This is a genomic window from Arthrobacter sp. Y3223164, assembly GCF_059091005.1.
The window spans coordinates 1-15,454 of the sequence record NZ_JBNHGF010000027.1 but is presented as its reverse complement, the minus strand read 5'-3'; the positions used below and the strand labels follow the sequence as shown (position 1 = coordinate 15,454).

The window sequence follows — 15,454 nt, the reverse complement described above, 5'->3', positions numbered from 1 at the left end:
CGGCGGCCAGGCCGCGCGCGCCGCCTTGGCAGCCCTGCTGCTGAGCCGGTTCGACGTGGTCCTGCTGGACGAGCCCACCAACGATCTGGACCTGGCCGGACTGGCCCGGCTGGAGTCGTTCGTGCAGGGCCTGCGCGGCGGCGCGGTGCTCGTCTCCCACGACCGCGAGTTCTTGGCCCGCTGCGTGACCACCGTGGTGGAGCTGGACCTGGCCCAGAACAAGGTGGCGGTGTACGACGGCGGCTACGATGCCTTCCTGGAGGAGCGGGCCGTGGCGCGCCGCCACGCGCGCGACGCCTACGACGAGTTCGCGGAGAAGAAGGCGGACCTCGTGTCCCGGGCGCGGACCCAGCGCGAGTGGAGCTCCCAGGGCGTCCGGAACGCCATGAAGAAGAATCCGGACAACGACAAGATCCGCCGCAAGGCCAGCACGGAGTCCTCCGAAAAGCAGGCGCAGAAGGTGCGGCAGATGGAGTCCCGCATCGCCCGCCTGGACGAAGTGGAGGAGCCCCGCAAGGAGTGGCAGCTGCAGTTCAGCATCGGCGCCGCCCCGCGCTCCAGCTCGGTGGTCGCCACCTTGAACCAGGCCACCGTCCGCCGCGACGCCTTCACGCTCGGCCCTGTCTCGCTCCAGGTCAACGCCGGCGAGCGCATCGGCATCACCGGCCCCAACGGCGCGGGCAAGTCCACGCTGCTGCGCCTCCTGCTGGGACATCAGCAGCCCGACGACGGCGCCGCCGGGCTGGGTGCCAGCGTCGCCATCGGCGAGATCGACCAGGCGCGCGGCCAGCTCTCGGAGGACCGGCCGCTCGGTGCCGCCTTCGAAGCACTGGTCCCGGACTACAGCCAGGCCGAGGTCCGCACGCTGCTGGCAAAGTTCGGCCTCAAGGCCGACCAGGTGTCCAGTGCCGTCGGCGCCCTCTCCCCCGGCGAGCGCACCCGGGCCGCCCTCGCCCTGCTGCAGGCCCGCGGCGTGAACCTGCTGGTCCTCGACGAACCCACCAACCACTTGGACCTGCCCGCCATCGAACAGCTGGAGCAGGCGCTGGACAGCTACGAGGGCACGCTGCTGCTGGTCTCGCATGACCGCCGGCTGCTGGAAAACGTCCGGCTGGACACCCGCTGGGACGTCGACGCCGGCCGGGTCACCGTCCGCTGAGTCCCTCGGACCTCCGGTTCAGGACGGGGTTAGAGTGCCGGCCGCATCCCGGACCAGGGGCGCAACTGTTCCACGGCAGCACCGATGCGGAAGACGGTGAGGTCGTCGTAGGGGTTACCAACGATTTGCACGCCTGTCGGTATCCCGGTCTCGGAGAGTCCGCTCGGCACGGCCAGGACGGGGCAACGGTTGTTGATGTTAAACGGCGCAGTCATGTGCGCTTCCCAGTAGTGCTCGAGATGTTGCCCATCGACGTCGATCCCGTCGAGGTACTCGGCGTCGGCTTTGAGCGCAGGAACTGCTGAGGCGGGACAGATCAGGGCGTCGAATCCGTCCATGGCCTGGGCCAACTGCCCCTGGATACGTGACTCGGCTTGCAGTCCTTCCAGGAGTGTGTGGCGCGTCGACGCCTCACGCGCGTCGGCCATGAAGCGCCGCGTATAGGCGGCCCACTGCTCGGTGCCGCCTGCGGTGGCTGCCTCCATAGCGGGGCCGAGAATGTGCCCGAAGTGGGTGAAGATAACATCGCTGATCTCCCGATGAGACCAAGGAAGTTCGATCTCCTCGACGACGGCACCCGCTGCCTCCAGAGCCGCGGCCACGGCCCGGGTGTTGGCCTCGATCTCCCCTGTGACCGGGTAGTCCCCGAGCCGGATGCACAGCGCAATCCGCATGTGGTGGACCGGCGCAAATTCCAAGGGCAAAGGAGCGGACGGCCCCACCGAGGTGTGGTCCATGGGGTGCGGTCCGGCCATCACATTGGTCAACAGCGCGGTGTCGGCGACCGTGCGGCCCATCGGGCCGTCGCCGCGGTACCAGTCATTGGACAGAGGCGGCATGCCCGGGATCCTGCCGTACGGCGCTTTGTAACCGACGGTTCCGGTAAAGGATGCGGGTAACCGGGTGGAACCCGCGATGTCCGAGGCCGTCGCCAATGCCGTCATCCCGGATGCCAGCGCTGCCCCGGCCCCGCCGGAGGATCCGCCCGGCGAGTACTCCGGGTTCCACGGGTTCCGGGTGATTCCCCACATCGGGCTGTGTGTCACCGTGGCGCAGCTGAATTCGGGCGAGGTGGTGCGGGCGTGGAGGATTCCTCCGGCGGCTTTGATCCGCCCAATGATCGGGTGATCGGCCGCTGCGGTCTCGCCGGCGCACGCCAACAGCCCCTGCGAGAAGCTTCGGCCGGCGATGGCATGCTTCTCTTTGGCGGCCACCGGCAATCCCAGTAACGGCGGCGCCGAATCCAGGCCTCGGGGTCCGCCGTCGAACTCGCCGCGCTGGTACAGCAGCTCGGCCTCCCGCGACTCAGCGAGGGCCTCCTCAAACATCGTCTCGGTCAGCGCATTGACGGTCCCGTTGATCTCGGTAATGCGTTCTATGACCGCTTCCATCAGTTCGACAGGGGAAAGCTCCCGAGCGCGGAACAGCCGCAGCGCGTCCACTGCACTGAGGTAATGCAGCTCGGTCATGACCTGGCTCCTGCAGTGGACTTGTCCCCGAGGCCAAACTCTCCCGACACCGAGTCTTCCGACGACAGCGCACCATAAACCAGTTCCAACGCGATCTGGGTCAGGGCATCCAGGCCCGCCAGCATGTCCGCATCCTTGGTAAATTCGCGTTCGCAGTGACTGACGCCGTCCACTGACGGAATGAACACCATGACCGATGGCACGATCCGGTTCATCGCTACCGAGTCGTGCCCTGCCATCGTCTGCATACGGCGGACCCCAAGTCCCAGCTTCTCGGCCGTCTTCTCAGTCAACACGACACCGGATTCGGGGTAGTACTGGTTGGCCCGGACATCGAAGTCCTTCACGTTGATCCGGATGTCGTGTTCCTCGGCAAGCCGGGCGATGTCTGCCAGCAGGCTGTCCCGTGCGGAGCGCACAATCTCGGGGCTGTTGGAGCGCAAATCAGCTACGAGGTGCACCCGGCGGGCCACGACGATCGGCGAATTCGGTTCCAGCGTCAGCTGCCCCACGGAGGACACGAGCGTCTCCTCCTCAAAGTTGCGCGTGACGTCGTGCACCATGAGGACAATCTTCGAGGCGGCAACCAGCGCATCGTGCCGGTCTGCCATGGCGGTAGCGCCGGTATGGGACTGCTCGCCGAGGACCTCAATATCCAGCTTCTGGGTGTACCAGCTCGAGTCCACGGCGCCTATGGTCAGGCCCTCGCGCTCCAGGATGCGGCCCTGCTCGATGTGGATCTTCGCGTAGCTCACTGCTTCGGGCCCCTCCTCCGTTCCGAGATAGCCGATCGACGCCAGGGCTTCCCGCACGGAGACTCCCTGGAGGTCCCTCACGCCGAGCATCTGCTCACGATCCATGATTCCCGCGAAGACGGAGCTACCCATGATGGAGGGTGCAAAGCGGCCGCCTTCCTCGTTGAACCAGTTCACCACCGCCAGATTGAACGGCGGAACGTTGCCTGTCGCGTTGACGTGCACCTCGATCCGGGCAGCAGCGTGCAACCCGGCCAGCACGCCGTACGCCCCGTCGAAGCGACCACCCAGCGGCTGGCTGTCCAAGTGGGAGCCGATCATGACGAATTTCGCAGCGGGCCGAAATTCGATCAAGGCGAACATGTTGCCGATGCCGTCCACGCGCACGCCCCAGCCGTGCTCGGCTGCAAAAGCGGTGAACCAGTCCCGGGCCTGCCGGTCTTCCTCGGTAGCGGCTTGCCGATGCACACCGTGGTTCGCTGTGGCCCCTATGGTGGCAACGTGGTGAAAGTCCTTGAGGAAAGCTTCAGCGGACATAACAAAACTCCTAATACCTAATACGTGAGCTGCCGGTGGGAACCGGGAGGGCGGAACCTGCGGGAGCCGGAAGGAGTATCGGTCCCCCCGGCTCCCGTTATCAGCCGAGGCGTCCGCGGGTCTCCGGAACCTTGGTCAGCGTGAGCAGCAGGAACACAATGATCGCCGCGCCGCACAGCCAGTAGGCCGGCGAGTAAGAGATACCGGTGCCGTTCACCAGCGCGGTGCCGATGAAGGGTGCGGTTCCGCCGAACAACGCGTATCCAAGGTTGTAGCTGACGGCGGCCGAGGTGAAGCGGGTCTTCGTCGTGAAGATTTCCACGAAGAACGTGTAGCAGCCGCCGCCGTAGATGCATAGCGGAACGACGAAGAGCAGCTGTCCCAGAATTGCCAGGCCCAGCGAGCCGCTGGTCACCAGCATGAAACAGGGGAAGGCCAGCAATGCGATCGCGGCCGACCCTGCAATCAGCATCGGCTTGCGGCCGACCTTGTCACCGATGATTCCGCCGACCGGGAGCAGCAAAGCGTAAAACAGCATCGCCGATGCGTTCGCCACCAGGGACGCCTGCAGGGTCAGGTTGCCGGTCGTCTGCACGTAGCCGACGAAGTAACCGGACAGGAAGTAGAAACCCATGGCGGTCAAGCCCATGACGAAGACGACCTGGAGCATCCGGACCTTATTCTCGCGGAAGGCCTCGCGAACCGGGCTGTACTCCTTTTTCTTATGTTTTTCAGCGACCTGCTTGAAAGCCGCGCTCTCCTCGGTTTTGGAGCGGATCCACACACCGAACAGGGACAGCGGCAACGCCAGCAGGAACGGTACGCGCCAGCCCCATGAGAAGAAGGCCTCATCGGAAAGGCTTTGGTTGAGGATCAGGATCATCGCGCCGGCCACGACGGACGGCAGCGCGGTGGCGGCAAGGGTGATGTTGAGCCAAAAACCGCGACGGTTCACGGGCGCATGTTCGAAAACGAAGGCCGGGGCACCGACGGATTCTCCGCCTGCCGAGAACCCCTGCAGCAGCCGGCACAGTACCAGCAGTGCAGGTGCGAGAGCTCCGATGGCGGCATAAGGCGGCAACAGGCCGATGGCGGCCGTGGCACCGCCGATGGTCACCAGCGTGATGTAGAGGACGCGGCGTCGGCCGATCCGGTCGCCCAGCTGTCCGAAGAACAGACCTCCGATCGGCCGGGCGATGAAGGCGACACCGAACGTGGCAAAGGTGGCCAACAGCCCGATAAGTGGGTTCTCGCCGGGGAAAAACAGCTGGGAGAGCGTCACTGCCGAGAGACCGTAGAGGGAAAAGTCGTAGAACTCAATAAACTGCCCAACACTGCCACCTGCAAGGACGCGCTTCTGCATCCCGGTGGTTTTGTTCGACTGTGAGAAGGCTGTGGCGTCTGCGGATCCCGATGTAGTCCGGGCTCCATTCACCGTCATGACTGCCGCCAGAGGCGGGAGGAACTGCGGCCCTTACCCGACTCCGCGTGTAACGCGGAACACGACGTGGATCTTGACCGACTGTAGTCCATCGCAAGTCCTCCTGAAGGTTGCGGCTGATCCTCGTACGATCCCGCGTCTTTGCAGGTTCGGCCAGGGGTGGATCAACCTGTTAGATGATGTCCAGTCTCAGTGGGCCACGTCACATCTGTCCAACAGATAATTTCTGCGTTTGTAATCGAAATAATGAATCCGAAGTCCGGCCAGGCGCAGCCAGCGGGATGCCTAGGTTTTGTCCGCGCTGTACAGCGCGCGGCACACTGCTTCGAACGCGAGGGCCCGCCGGGTGGGCGTCACACCCTCGGGTCGCACCAGCACCACCTCGATGGCCGGCAGTTGATCCACAAGCCGTAGCGGAACGACGCCCCCGCCCGCGTAAGTCAGGTTGTGGTGGAGCCGCTGATTCAGCACAGCGTAACCATGGCCACGGGCAACGAAGGAGCGGACAGTCTCATAGCCGGTTGCCCGGTGACGAATATTGGGCTTTAAACCTGCCAGCTGGAACAACTGCATGAAGTACTCACGGGTATGCGGCAGGTCCAGCAGGATCATCGGTTCCTCTTCCAAATCCCTCAGCGCCACCTCGTGGTCAGGACTTGCAGCGAGAGGGTGCCCTTCCTGAACCAACACGTGCGCCGGAATGTGCTCCACCGTCTGGGTGGTGAAACCGCCGCCCAACCCAATGCTGTACATCAGCGCCAGTTCACAATGCCCCTCGAGCAAGGCCCGCCGCAGAAACTCCTGATCGCCCTCCAGGAACGAAACGTGCACGTCCGGGTATTCCGCTTCAAAGGCCTGGAGGATGACTGGTGCCCGGAAGGGCGCCAGCGGTCCGAAGACCCCTACCTTCAGCTCGCCGGTGAGATTTTGCGACAGGCCCCGCGCCGACTCGTACAGGGAATCTGCGTGCTCGAGGAAGGCGTTCAGGTCTTTGGCGAATTGTCGTCCGGCAGGACTCAGTTTCAGCCCCCTCTGCGACAACCGAATGAAGAGCTGTACGTCCAGGTCCTGCTCAAGCTGGGAAATCGCATTGGACAGCGCCGACTGCGTCAGGTTCAGCCGTTGTGCGGCGGCCGTCATGTTCTCGGTCTCGGCGACCGTCGCAAAGTAGCGCAGTTGGGTAAGGGTGAGGCTTGGCCATGCTTCATCCTGTCAGACCCCAGACCGCCCTCCCCTGACATTCCCGACCAGGCCGAATCGTGCCACAACCCCTTGACCTGCCGTTGCCAGCGGAGTAAGTTTTTGTTCAACCGAAAGGTTGATCAAAGGAAGAGTTGAATAACGTGACTGGTAGTAGCGACGAGGCACTCCTGGACAGGGCGTTCATGGCCCTGGCGGATCCGGCCCGCCGCCGCATCATCGCCCGGCTCAGCCGCGGACCGGCAACTGTCAACGAGCTGGCCGAGCCTTTCGAAATCTCCAAGCAGGCGGTTTCGAAGCACATCCAGGTCCTCGAGCAGGCACAGTTGGTCACCCGCAGCAGGGATGCCCAACGCCGGCCCGTTCACCTCAACGCTGCACGGCTCGAAGCGCTTACCGCGTGGATCGACCAGTACCGGCTGGTTCGGGAGGCGCAGTACCGCGGACTGGACGCCGTGCTCGGCCAACTATCCAAGGACAAACCATGAGCAACTCACTCAAAGTCACCCTCCCGGAGGGCCTTCCGTTCATCGATACCGAACGCGAGTTCGACTACCCCGTCGCCGACGTTTTCCGCGCACACAAAGATCCCGACCTGCTCAAGCAGTGGCTGGGCCCGCGGGGCATGAAGATGGACGTCGACCACTACGACTTCCGCACCGGCGGCAGCTACCGCTACCTACACACCGGACCCGACGGCCAACAGTACGCCTTTACCGGCATATTCCACACGGTCCGCGAGAACGAGTTCGCCATCCAGACCTTCGAGTTCGGCGGCTACCCGGACGTCGTGAGCATCGAGTTCATGACCTTCGAGGACCTCGGCAACGGACGCTGCAAACTGATCGGACATTCCGTCTACCCCACGCTGGAGGCGCGCGACGGCATGGCCCAGTCCGGCATGGAAAGCGGCATGAGCGAAGGCTACGAGCGGCTGGACGAACTGCTCGCCGGCGCCCGCACCGCGTAAAGAGGCGGCACTGCCGCGGCATGAAGCCGAAGCCGACCAGGCTCCGGCCTCATGCCGCGCGCACTTCCCTGTTCAACCGTTCCCGCCCGCCACCACCATTGGCCTCCTCGGAATTAGAAAGTATGCTGAGGATTCCCTGCACCCTAGTCGGAAGGTGGTTTCATGGCGAACGATGATGAAGGACGCAAGGAAGTAGCCAAGATCCTGAAGGACGCTGACATCGGCGTCCTCACCACGGTCAATGCCAGCGGCCAGCTGTTTAGTCGGCCCCTGGCACTACAGGAAGCGGAGTTCGACGGCGACCTGTGGTTTGTGACGCACGATCCCTCGCCCAAGGCCAACGAAATCCGCGCCAATCCGCACGTGAATGTGTCGGTCAGCGGGTCGGACGGCTACCTGTCCATCTCGGGCACCGCCTCCATCGTCCGGGACCAGGCGAAGATCGACGAACTCTGGGGCCCCATGATGGAACCGTGGTTTGAGAACGGCAAGGACGACCCCACGGTGGCCTTGCTCCGGGTCGAGGCCCACACCGCCGAATATTGGAAGCCGGATTCCCCCAAGGTGGCCACGCTGTTCAAGCTGGCCAAGGGAATGGTCACCGGGAAGCAAGCAGACGACGTCGGCAAGAACGACGTCGTCAACCTCTAGCCGGAGGCATCTGCCGATCGGCACCACAGCACGCACTTAAGGAGTCAGCAATGTCCGGAAATCTTTTGGCCCGTTCTGTGCACGACCTTACTGCCGCCGCTTGGTTCGGCGGTTCCCTGATGGGCGCCATCGGGCTTAACGGGGCGGCCGCCGCCGCCCAGGATCCGCGCGAGCGCACCCGTTTGTCCAGCATCGGCTGGATGAAGTGGGCGCCGGTCCAGACCGTGGCCTTCGTATCGCACCTTGCCTCCGGCCTGCCGCTGCTGGCGGGCAACAAGGGCAGGATGGTCAAGCAGGAAGGGGTGACGCGGAATACCGTCATCAAGACCGTCGTCACCTTGGCCGGCGCGGCCGTCACCCTCTACGCCGGAATGCTGGGCAAGAAGGTGGAGAAGATGGCCGAACAGGGTGCAGAGGGCGCCACCGAGCCTTCACCGATGGCGTCACCGGAGCTTAAGTCCGCGCAGAAGCAACTCAAGCTGCTGCAGTGGACCATCCCAGCCTTCGCCGGCACGGTCATCGTGCTCGGTGCCAAGCACGGCGAAATGCAGCGGCCCGCCACCTTCTTGGAGGGGCTGCTCAAGCACTAAAGGCGAAGGCCCGCCCACGCGGTGTGCAATGTCCGGAGCGAGCCGGACAGGTGCCGCGTTCGGGCGGGCCGCCTGCTGTCCGTCTTTCCGCGGCTGGTGCCGGTCACGAAGGCGCGCGTCGGGCGCCGGTTTCCCGTGGCCCCTCCCTGTTTCGGAGCGTCCGCCGCTGCCTGCACGGGCTGGGCCTGCTGCACGGTTACGATGGTTGAAACGTTAACGCGGGACGGCAGAAGTGGGGAACGGGCATGCCGGCAGCATCATGACGGCCACCAAGGCGGCGGCCGCCTTCGCGTGGGCTGCCATCGCCGGCATTTCGTCTGCCGGGCTGCTGGTGTTGGGCCAGGTCGTCGCGGCTTCGATCGTCGCTCCGCCACGCTTCGACCTCGTGGCCGTCCTCTCCGTGCTGATGCTGGTGCTGGCCTGGCACCTGCGCGTGGATACGCCGCTCATGCGCCGCCAAACCACCGCCGCGATGACCGCTGCCGTGATCGTCTGCAACGACCTCACCGCCCCGCTGCACGAAACGGTGGCGGTGGTGGGAGTCGGGCTCCTGGCCACCCGCGTGGTTTTCCGGCGCTTCCGCTGGGGAGAGGTGTACTGGTTTATCAGCCGGCTGCTCGCCTCCGCCGTGCTGGTTGCGGTGTTCCAAGCCTTCCACGCGGGCGGTTTTGCGTGGCCGGCCGCACTGCTGGCCGGCTGGCTGGCCTTCTTCATGACGGCGATTGCCGTCGAGCGTGCCTTCGCCACCACGGCCACGCGCAGCGGCACCTTCCGCAACGGCATCGGTTGGGCGCCGGCCCTGTGCACGCTGGCCATCAATCTGCTCCTGTGCCTGGCCGCCCAGTACGCCGCCCTCCGGTTCGGCCACGACGGCGTCCAGTCGCTGCTCCTGGTCTTCGCGTCCGTGCTGGCGCTGGCGGTCACCGGCTGGCTGCGCAACCGCGAGCTGCGCCGCCGCCTCACCGGCCTGGTCGACGCCTCGCTCGAGCTGCCGTGGAATCCGGACGGGCTCGACCGGACCCTCCTCGCCGCCGCCAGCGCCTCGGTGCGCGCCGACCGCGTGTCCTTGCGTCCAGAAGCGCCGCAAGATAGGGAAATCGGTGTCCGGATGCGTCGCTGGGACCACGGCGACAACTACCTGGTGGCGTCGCGGAACGGCGGCGCACAGTTCACCGAGGAAGACGAGCAGGTGCTCGACGCGCTGGCACACGTCGGCAGCATCATGGTCCGGCACGATGAGCTGGTGCACGAACTGCGGCTGCAGGCGGACACCGATGCCCTGACCGGGCTGGGCAACCGGCGCGCCCTCTGGCAGCGGCTGGCCGAGATCAACGCCGGCCGCCGCCCCGGCGAGGCCATCGCCGTCGTCTATCTGGATCTGGACGAGTTCAAGGCCGTCAACGACAGGCACGGCCACGACGTCGGCGACCTGCTGCTCACCGCCACCGCGCAGCGGATACGCTCGGAAATCCGAGAGGACGACGTGGCCGCGCGCATCGGCGGCGACGAATTCGTCGTGGTGCTCCGCGACGTCACCAGCGAAACCGGCGCCCGCGCCGCCGCCGAACGGATCGCCGCCGCGATCGCACGCCCGCTCACCGCCCGCGGCAACACACTGCGGGTGCGGGCCAGCACCGGCGTGGCGTACTCGGATCGCCCGGCACCCAATATCGAGGAGCTGCTGCGCAACGCCGATTCCGGCATGTACGGCTCCAAGCGGCTGCAGCAGCGGCTGCGCGACGCACAGCGCGACGGCTCGGAGGCCGAAGCCTGTCTGGCTGTCGCGGTTGAACGCGGCATCCGCCGGCGCCTGTTGCGTGTGGCGCTGCAGCCCATCGTTTCGCTGGACCTGGATGCGATCGTCGGATTCGAGGCCCTGGCCCGCTATGAAGACGACGAACTGGGCAACATCCCGGCGGACCGGCTGGTCACTGAGGCGAACCGGCTGGGCCTGCTCAACGAGCTGACCATCCAGGTGATCGATGGTGCGGCGGCGGCGATGGCCCGCATCAGCGAAATCACCAGCGTCCGCTCCGTCTCCGTCAACGTGGAGCTGGGCCAGCTCGCCACCGGATCCCCCGTCGTGGACCGGCTGCGGCGGATGCGCGCCGAAGGGCCGGAGCTGAACATCATCGTGGAGCTGACCGAAAACTCGTTGGACAAGATGTCCGAGCAGTCCCGGGCAGCCCTCGTACAGTTGCGCAGCGAGGGGTTCAGGATCGCCGTGGACGACTTCGGCTCCGGCTACTCATCCATGAACGCGCTGACCGAGTTCCCCTTCGACATTGTCAAGGTGGACCGCTCGCTGGTCAGCGGTGACGACGGAAGCGCACCGAACGACGACGAAACCGCCCGCAACATCGTGGTCAGCCATTTGATCGCCATGTTCACCGCGCTGAAGGCGGACGTGGTGATCGAGGGCATCGAGACCGCCGAGGCCGTGGAGTGGCTGGCCGGCTGCCCGGGTTTGAATGCGCAGGGCTTTTACTTCGGCCGGCCCATGTGGCCGGACGAACTCATCTCCCGGCTGGTCACCTCCGGGACGGCGGCGCTGCCGGCGCCGTCCCGCCGCGATTCGCGTCCGGCCATGGCCGGACGGACGGCCGAACATTCGCCTGCTACCTAAAGGCGCGGGCCGTCCGGCATCCGGCTGACGCCGCGGTGCCCGCGCCAATCCCTGCGGACGCTAGGCCAGTCGTTCCAGGGCCTGCAGCTGAAGCACGATCCACGGGCTGAAGGCCCACGGCGCTGCGGTCGCGGCGGTCCGCAGGTCGGAGGGCCGCACCCAACGGTATTCGGCCACCTCGTCATCGCGCGGCGACAGTTCGCCGGCGGCCAGCGCCGTGTAGACGGGGCAGAACTCGTTCTCCACAATGCCGGACGCGTCGACCGCGCGGTAGCGGAAGTCCGGCAGCACCAGCTTCAGGTCTTCCAGCCCGAGCCCCAGCTCGTAGCGCACCCTTCGCCGCACGGCGTCGGCCATCTCCTCCCCCGGGGCCGGATGGCCGCACGCGGAGTTGGTCCAGACGCCCGGCCAGGTCAGCTTGTTCAGCGCGCGCCTGGTCACCAGCACGCGGCCCTCGGCGTCGGAAATATGGCAGGAAAAGGCGAGATGCAGCGGTGTCTCGCCCGTGTGGATCTCGGCCTTGTCGGCAACGCCGGCGGGCTTCAGGTTCTCGTCCAGCAGCACTACCTGCTCGGTTGTTTCCGCCGTCATGTCGGCCCGGACCCGGGCAGCTGCCGTTGCCGGGAGAGCTCCCGGCGGTCAGTGTTGTTCATACCAGCCATTGTATGGGCGGCAGGTGGGGGACCACCGGCAGCATTGGCGGGGACATCGGCACATGCGCGAGGGCAGTGGACCGTATCACCGAGCGGTAGGGCAAGATAAGAGCATGAAGGACGACGCGGCGCGAACCGATGAAAGGCCGGCGACGAAACAGGTCAAACTCATCGGCGAGCGGCTGCGGCGGGCGCGGGAGGACCGCGGGCTCACCATCCTGGAGACCGCGAACCACACCGGGTTGACCAAGGGCTTCATTTCCCAGGTGGAACTGGGAAAAACATCGGCCTCCGTCGCGTCACTGGCCTCCATATGTGATGCGCTGAATCTTCCGCTCTCGGCCCTCTTCGAGCCGCCGGCCGTTCACCTGGTCAGGGCGGATGCCCGCGAACCCGCGCGCTTCCTCGGCCACAAAGTCGCAGATTCGATCCTGACGCCGCCGGGCCAGGGAGGCGTGCAGGTCATCGAAACGGTCATTCAACCCGGCGGCGGAAGCGACCCCGAACCGTACCGGCTCCCCGTCGATCGGGAGTTCGTCACTGTTCTGCAAGGCGAACTGCACATCACCGTCGAAGGGCAGCAGCTGGAGCTCCAAGAGGGTGATGCGCTCACCTTTCGTGCCTCACTCCCCCATCTCTGGCGGAACCCCTCGAAAACCCGGCAAGCGCGGGTCCTGTGGGTCCTGACTCCGCATGCGTCGGTGTGACGTGCCGTCGGCCCTACACCCGGGGCCGGTGGGGCAGCGGCTTCAGGGCTTGGCCCAGATGCTCAAGTACTCGTAGGCAATCTGAGCGGCGGCCATCGAGGTGATGTCGGCATGGTCGTATGCGGGGGCCACCTCCACGATGTCGGCCCCTACAAGGTTCAGGCCCGCAAGGCCCCGCAACAGGTGCAGGAGCTCCCGGCTGGCTAGGCCGCCAGGTTCGGGTGTCCCGGTGCCGGGGGCAAACGCCGGATCGAGCACATCGATGTCAACGGAGACGTAGAGCGGACGCGTTCCCACCCGATGCCTGATCTGTTCGACGATGCCGTCAAGTCCGGTGCCGATGAACTCGCTGGCACGAATGCGTTGAAAGCCCGTCGCATCATCGTTGTCCTGGTCTTCCGGCCCGTAAACCGATCCGCGAACACCAACATGGAGGCATCCCTCCGGGTCGATCAGGCCTTCTTCGAACGCCCGGCGGAATGGTGCTCCATGGTGGAGATTGGCGCCGAAATAGGGGCCCCAGGTGTCGAGGTGGGCGTCGAAGTGAACCACCGCCACCTGGCCGTGAAGGCGGTGCAGTGACTTCAGCGCCGGGTAGGCGATCGTGTGATCGCCCCCGAGCACGACCAGGCGCTGGCTCCGCTCCGATGCCTCGTCGAGGCCTCGAATCATGGCCTCCACGGCAGCCTCAATATTGAACGGAGTAACCGGGATGTTGCCTAGATCCGCGACCTGATGCTGCCTGAACGGATGGGAGCCGAGTTCGACGTGGTAGGGACGAATCAGGCGGCTTGCGCTGCGGATCGCCTCCGGTCCGAAGCGGGCCCCCGGCCTAAAGGTCACCCCGGAGTCGAAGGGAATGCCGACGAGACCTACCTGATAGTCGCTGACTTGGTCCAGGCGGGGAAGCCCGGCGAACGTAGGCGCCGACGAGAACCGAGGGACGGCCGCGAAGTCGACCTGCTCGACGACGGGTTCGCCCTGTTCGTTGCGGGATGTGGTGTGCACTGGCAATGGGGGCAACGGTCTTCCTTATTTTTGGCGCGGGTTCGGGAGTATTGCAATACGTGACCTAGGTCATGCAACACTATCCCTACCGCCTGCAGGGCCGTCAAGACTCCATACCGGAGGTAGGGCCGGCAGCCACCGCCCATTGGACGAAACAACCAACGTCTGGCCAAGACAACCAGTCCCACGCCGAACACTCTGCCGTAGACTCAACGCCACTTCATGCTTGTTCGGAAGGACGGATCGTGCCTGACTCCCCCACTGCCGCTGCCCCGGCCTCAGTCAAAAGACCCTTGGAAGGCCTGCTGGTGGCCGACTTCTCCCGGGTGCTCGCCGGTCCGCTTGCCACCATGACGCTGGCCGACCTGGGTGCACGGGTCATCAAGGTGGAGCGCCCGGGCACGGGGGATGACACCCGCAGCTGGGGTCCGCCGTATTCCCCGACCGGGGCCACCTACTTCGAGAGCGTGAACCGCAACAAGGAATCGATCTGCCTGGACCTGGCGGATCCCGGCGACCGGCGGTTGGCCCGGAAGCTGGCGCTGGCGGCCGACGTCGTCGTGGAGAATTTCAAACCGGGCGGGATGGACAGGCTCGGCCTCGGGTATTCGGACCTCGCGGCCGGGAATCCGGGCCTGGTCTACGCCTCGATCTCCGGTTTCGGTTCAGCCGAAGGTGCGTCCCTGCCCGGCTATGACTTCATCGTGCAGGCGGTCGGCGGCCTGATGAGCATCACCGGCGAGGCGGAGGGCTCACCCTACAAGGCGGGTGTCGCCCTGGTGGACGTGCTGACCGCGAAGGACGCCACTATCGGGATCCTCGCCGCGCTCAACGCCCGCGCTGCCACCGGCCGGGGCAGCCGACTCGAGGTCAACCTGCTGTCCAGCCTGCAGGGCGCCCTGGCCAACCAGGCCCAGGCCTACCTGGGAGCAGGCAAGGTCCCCCGGCGGATGGGCAACGAGCACCCTTCCATCGTTCCCTATCAGCTGCTGGAATGCTCCGATGGTCCACTGGCCGTCGCCTGTGGCAACGACGGACAGTTCCGGCAGCTGGCCGCTGTCCTGGGAGAGCCGCAGCTCGCGGACGACGAGCGTTTCGCCACCAACAGCGCCCGGGTGCAGCACCGCCGGGAGCTCATCCCGCTGCTGGAGGAGGCCCTGTCCGCCGCCTCCGCATCGGTGTGGCAGGGCAAACTCACCGGCGTCGGCGTTCCAGCCGGCCCGGTGGCGGACATCGACGAGGGCCTCCGGTATGCCGAATCACTGGGGCTGGCCCCCACCATCGAAGTCCGCGATGCCGGCGGGGAGCCAGCCGGCCGCCAGGTCCGCCACCCGATCTCTTGGAGCCCGGCGTTCGAGACACGCACGGCCGCCCCGCCCGCGCTCGGCGAACACACCACATCGGTGCTGGAGTGGCTGCGCAGCCTGGACTGAACGTCAGAGGCCGCGCCGGCGGAGGGCCAGCCACAGGTGCGCGGCGACGTCCGGATCGTCGAGGCTGACGCCGAGCAGACGTTCGGCCACCGCCATTCGGTGGCGCAGCGAATTCCGGTGCACGCCCAGTTGGCGGGCCGTGTCTTCCCAGTGGCCCCCCGGAACCTGGACTTCAACACCTACGGCTTCCTGAACGCCACCGAGTCCTTCCTGCAGGAGGAGCCGGAACTCGCGCAGGCCGTGGTGAACGCGTAC

The 15,454-nt window shown here is 65.9% G+C and carries 15 protein-coding genes; 8 read left to right on the top strand and 7 right to left on the bottom strand.

The window, feature by feature from the left end:
- Positions 1-1,159: ABC-F family ATP-binding cassette domain-containing protein (locus AC5RUJ_RS03300; protein WP_494155600.1), on the top strand; the 1,159-nt coding region annotated here is incomplete at its 5' end.
- Between the two features lie 29 nt (positions 1,160-1,188).
- On the opposite strand, the gene AC5RUJ_RS03295 is transcribed toward AC5RUJ_RS03300, so the two are convergent.
- The 4 genes from AC5RUJ_RS03295 to AC5RUJ_RS03280 all read right to left on the bottom strand — a co-directional run bounded on the left by AC5RUJ_RS03295 (position 1,189) and on the right by AC5RUJ_RS03280 (position 6,501).
- A complete protein-coding gene (locus tag AC5RUJ_RS03295; RefSeq protein ID WP_494128574.1) occupies positions 1,189-2,628 on the bottom strand; it encodes an amidase in 1,440 nt (479 codons plus the stop codon).
- Complete coding sequence (locus AC5RUJ_RS03290; protein WP_494128575.1) at positions 2,625-3,920, bottom strand: M20 family metallo-hydrolase; 1,296 nt, start codon at positions 3,918-3,920, stop codon at positions 2,625-2,627. Before AC5RUJ_RS03290 ends, AC5RUJ_RS03295 begins: the two co-directional genes overlap by 4 nt.
- Before the next feature lie 100 nt (positions 3,921-4,020).
- Positions 4,021-5,283, bottom strand: coding sequence for an MFS transporter (locus tag AC5RUJ_RS03285; protein WP_494128576.1), 1,263 nt, complete (start codon positions 5,281-5,283; stop codon positions 4,021-4,023).
- Between the two features lie 363 nt (positions 5,284-5,646).
- Positions 5,647-6,501: a LysR family transcriptional regulator gene (locus tag AC5RUJ_RS03280; RefSeq protein WP_494128577.1), complete on the bottom strand. Its 855-nt coding sequence runs from the start codon at positions 6,499-6,501 to the stop codon at positions 5,647-5,649.
- Between the two features lie 245 nt (positions 6,502-6,746).
- Here AC5RUJ_RS03280 and AC5RUJ_RS03275 point away from each other — a divergent pair, with 245 nt between their 5' ends.
- The 5 genes from AC5RUJ_RS03275 (at position 6,747) to AC5RUJ_RS03255 (ending at position 11,398) form a co-directional block, all read left to right on the top strand.
- Positions 6,747-7,049: an ArsR/SmtB family transcription factor gene (locus AC5RUJ_RS03275; RefSeq protein ID WP_494001879.1), complete on the top strand. Its 303-nt coding sequence runs from the start codon at positions 6,747-6,749 to the stop codon at positions 7,047-7,049.
- Positions 7,046-7,531, top strand: coding sequence for an SRPBCC family protein (locus AC5RUJ_RS03270; protein ID WP_494001601.1), 486 nt, complete (start codon positions 7,046-7,048; stop codon positions 7,529-7,531). The genes AC5RUJ_RS03275 and AC5RUJ_RS03270 overlap by 4 nt, the downstream gene beginning before the upstream one ends.
- A gap of 162 nt (positions 7,532-7,693) precedes the next feature.
- Positions 7,694-8,182 carry a pyridoxamine 5'-phosphate oxidase family protein gene (locus AC5RUJ_RS03265; RefSeq protein WP_494001602.1) on the top strand — a complete coding sequence of 163 codons (489 nt, stop codon included), beginning with the start codon at positions 7,694-7,696 and terminating at the stop codon, positions 8,180-8,182.
- A gap of 50 nt (positions 8,183-8,232) precedes the next feature.
- On the top strand, positions 8,233-8,772 hold the full coding sequence (locus AC5RUJ_RS03260; protein ID WP_494001603.1) for a hypothetical protein: 540 nt from the start codon (positions 8,233-8,235) through the stop codon (positions 8,770-8,772).
- 259 nt (positions 8,773-9,031) lie between these two features.
- Complete coding sequence (locus AC5RUJ_RS03255) at positions 9,032-11,398, top strand: putative bifunctional diguanylate cyclase/phosphodiesterase (protein WP_494014501.1); 2,367 nt, start codon at positions 9,032-9,034, stop codon at positions 11,396-11,398.
- 60 nt (positions 11,399-11,458) lie between these two features.
- Here the strand turns inward: AC5RUJ_RS03255 and idi are convergent, their stop codons facing one another.
- Complete coding sequence (gene idi / locus AC5RUJ_RS03250; RefSeq protein WP_494001605.1) at positions 11,459-11,989, bottom strand: isopentenyl-diphosphate Delta-isomerase; 531 nt, start codon at positions 11,987-11,989, stop codon at positions 11,459-11,461.
- A 175-nt stretch (positions 11,990-12,164) separates the two neighbouring features.
- On the opposite strand from idi, the gene AC5RUJ_RS03245 reads away from it, so the two are divergent.
- Positions 12,165-12,758, top strand: a complete 594-nt coding sequence (locus tag AC5RUJ_RS03245; protein ID WP_494128578.1) for a helix-turn-helix domain-containing protein — start codon at positions 12,165-12,167, stop codon at positions 12,756-12,758.
- A gap of 42 nt (positions 12,759-12,800) precedes the next feature.
- On the opposite strand, the gene speB is transcribed toward AC5RUJ_RS03245, so the two are convergent.
- The gene (gene speB, locus AC5RUJ_RS03240; RefSeq protein ID WP_494076691.1) at positions 12,801-13,781 is read right to left on the bottom strand and encodes an agmatinase; all 981 of its coding nucleotides are present in this window, start codon (positions 13,779-13,781) and stop codon (positions 12,801-12,803) included.
- Positions 13,782-14,011: 230 nt separating this feature from the next.
- Here speB and AC5RUJ_RS03235 point away from each other — a divergent pair, with 230 nt between their 5' ends.
- On the top strand, positions 14,012-15,199 hold the full coding sequence (locus AC5RUJ_RS03235) for a CaiB/BaiF CoA transferase family protein (protein ID WP_494128579.1): 1,188 nt from the start codon (positions 14,012-14,014) through the stop codon (positions 15,197-15,199).
- Positions 15,200-15,202: 3 nt separating this feature from the next.
- Here the strand turns inward: AC5RUJ_RS03235 and AC5RUJ_RS03230 are convergent, their stop codons facing one another.
- A complete protein-coding gene (locus tag AC5RUJ_RS03230) occupies positions 15,203-15,322 on the bottom strand; it encodes a helix-turn-helix domain-containing protein (RefSeq protein ID WP_494155599.1) in 120 nt (39 codons plus the stop codon).
- Positions 15,323-15,454: the final 132 nt, after the last annotated feature.

What these genes read in the sequence shown, in the direction of transcription:
- AC5RUJ_RS03270 (WP_494001601.1), top strand. Translation starts at nt 7,046, where the DNA reads ATGAGCAACTCACTCAAAGTCACCCTCCCGGAGGGCCTTCCGTTCATC.
- AC5RUJ_RS03295 (WP_494128574.1), bottom strand. Translation starts at nt 2,628, where the DNA reads ATGACCGAGCTGCATTACCTCAGTGCAGTGGACGCGCTGCGGCTGTTC.
- AC5RUJ_RS03265 (WP_494001602.1), top strand. Translation starts at nt 7,694, where the DNA reads ATGGCGAACGATGATGAAGGACGCAAGGAAGTAGCCAAGATCCTGAAG.
- AC5RUJ_RS03275 (WP_494001879.1), top strand. Translation starts at nt 6,747, where the DNA reads ATGGCCCTGGCGGATCCGGCCCGCCGCCGCATCATCGCCCGGCTCAGC.
- AC5RUJ_RS03245 (WP_494128578.1), top strand. Translation starts at nt 12,165, where the DNA reads ATGAAGGACGACGCGGCGCGAACCGATGAAAGGCCGGCGACGAAACAG.
- idi (WP_494001605.1), bottom strand. Translation starts at nt 11,989, where the DNA reads ATGACGGCGGAAACAACCGAGCAGGTAGTGCTGCTGGACGAGAACCTG.
- AC5RUJ_RS03255 (WP_494014501.1), top strand. Translation starts at nt 9,032, where the DNA reads ATGACGGCCACCAAGGCGGCGGCCGCCTTCGCGTGGGCTGCCATCGCC.
- AC5RUJ_RS03260 (WP_494001603.1), top strand. Translation starts at nt 8,233, where the DNA reads ATGTCCGGAAATCTTTTGGCCCGTTCTGTGCACGACCTTACTGCCGCC.
- AC5RUJ_RS03280 (WP_494128577.1), bottom strand. Translation starts at nt 6,501, where the DNA reads ATGACGGCCGCCGCACAACGGCTGAACCTGACGCAGTCGGCGCTGTCC.
- AC5RUJ_RS03285 (WP_494128576.1), bottom strand. Translation starts at nt 5,283, where the DNA reads ATGCAGAAGCGCGTCCTTGCAGGTGGCAGTGTTGGGCAGTTTATTGAG.
- AC5RUJ_RS03290 (WP_494128575.1), bottom strand. Translation starts at nt 3,920, where the DNA reads ATGTCCGCTGAAGCTTTCCTCAAGGACTTTCACCACGTTGCCACCATA.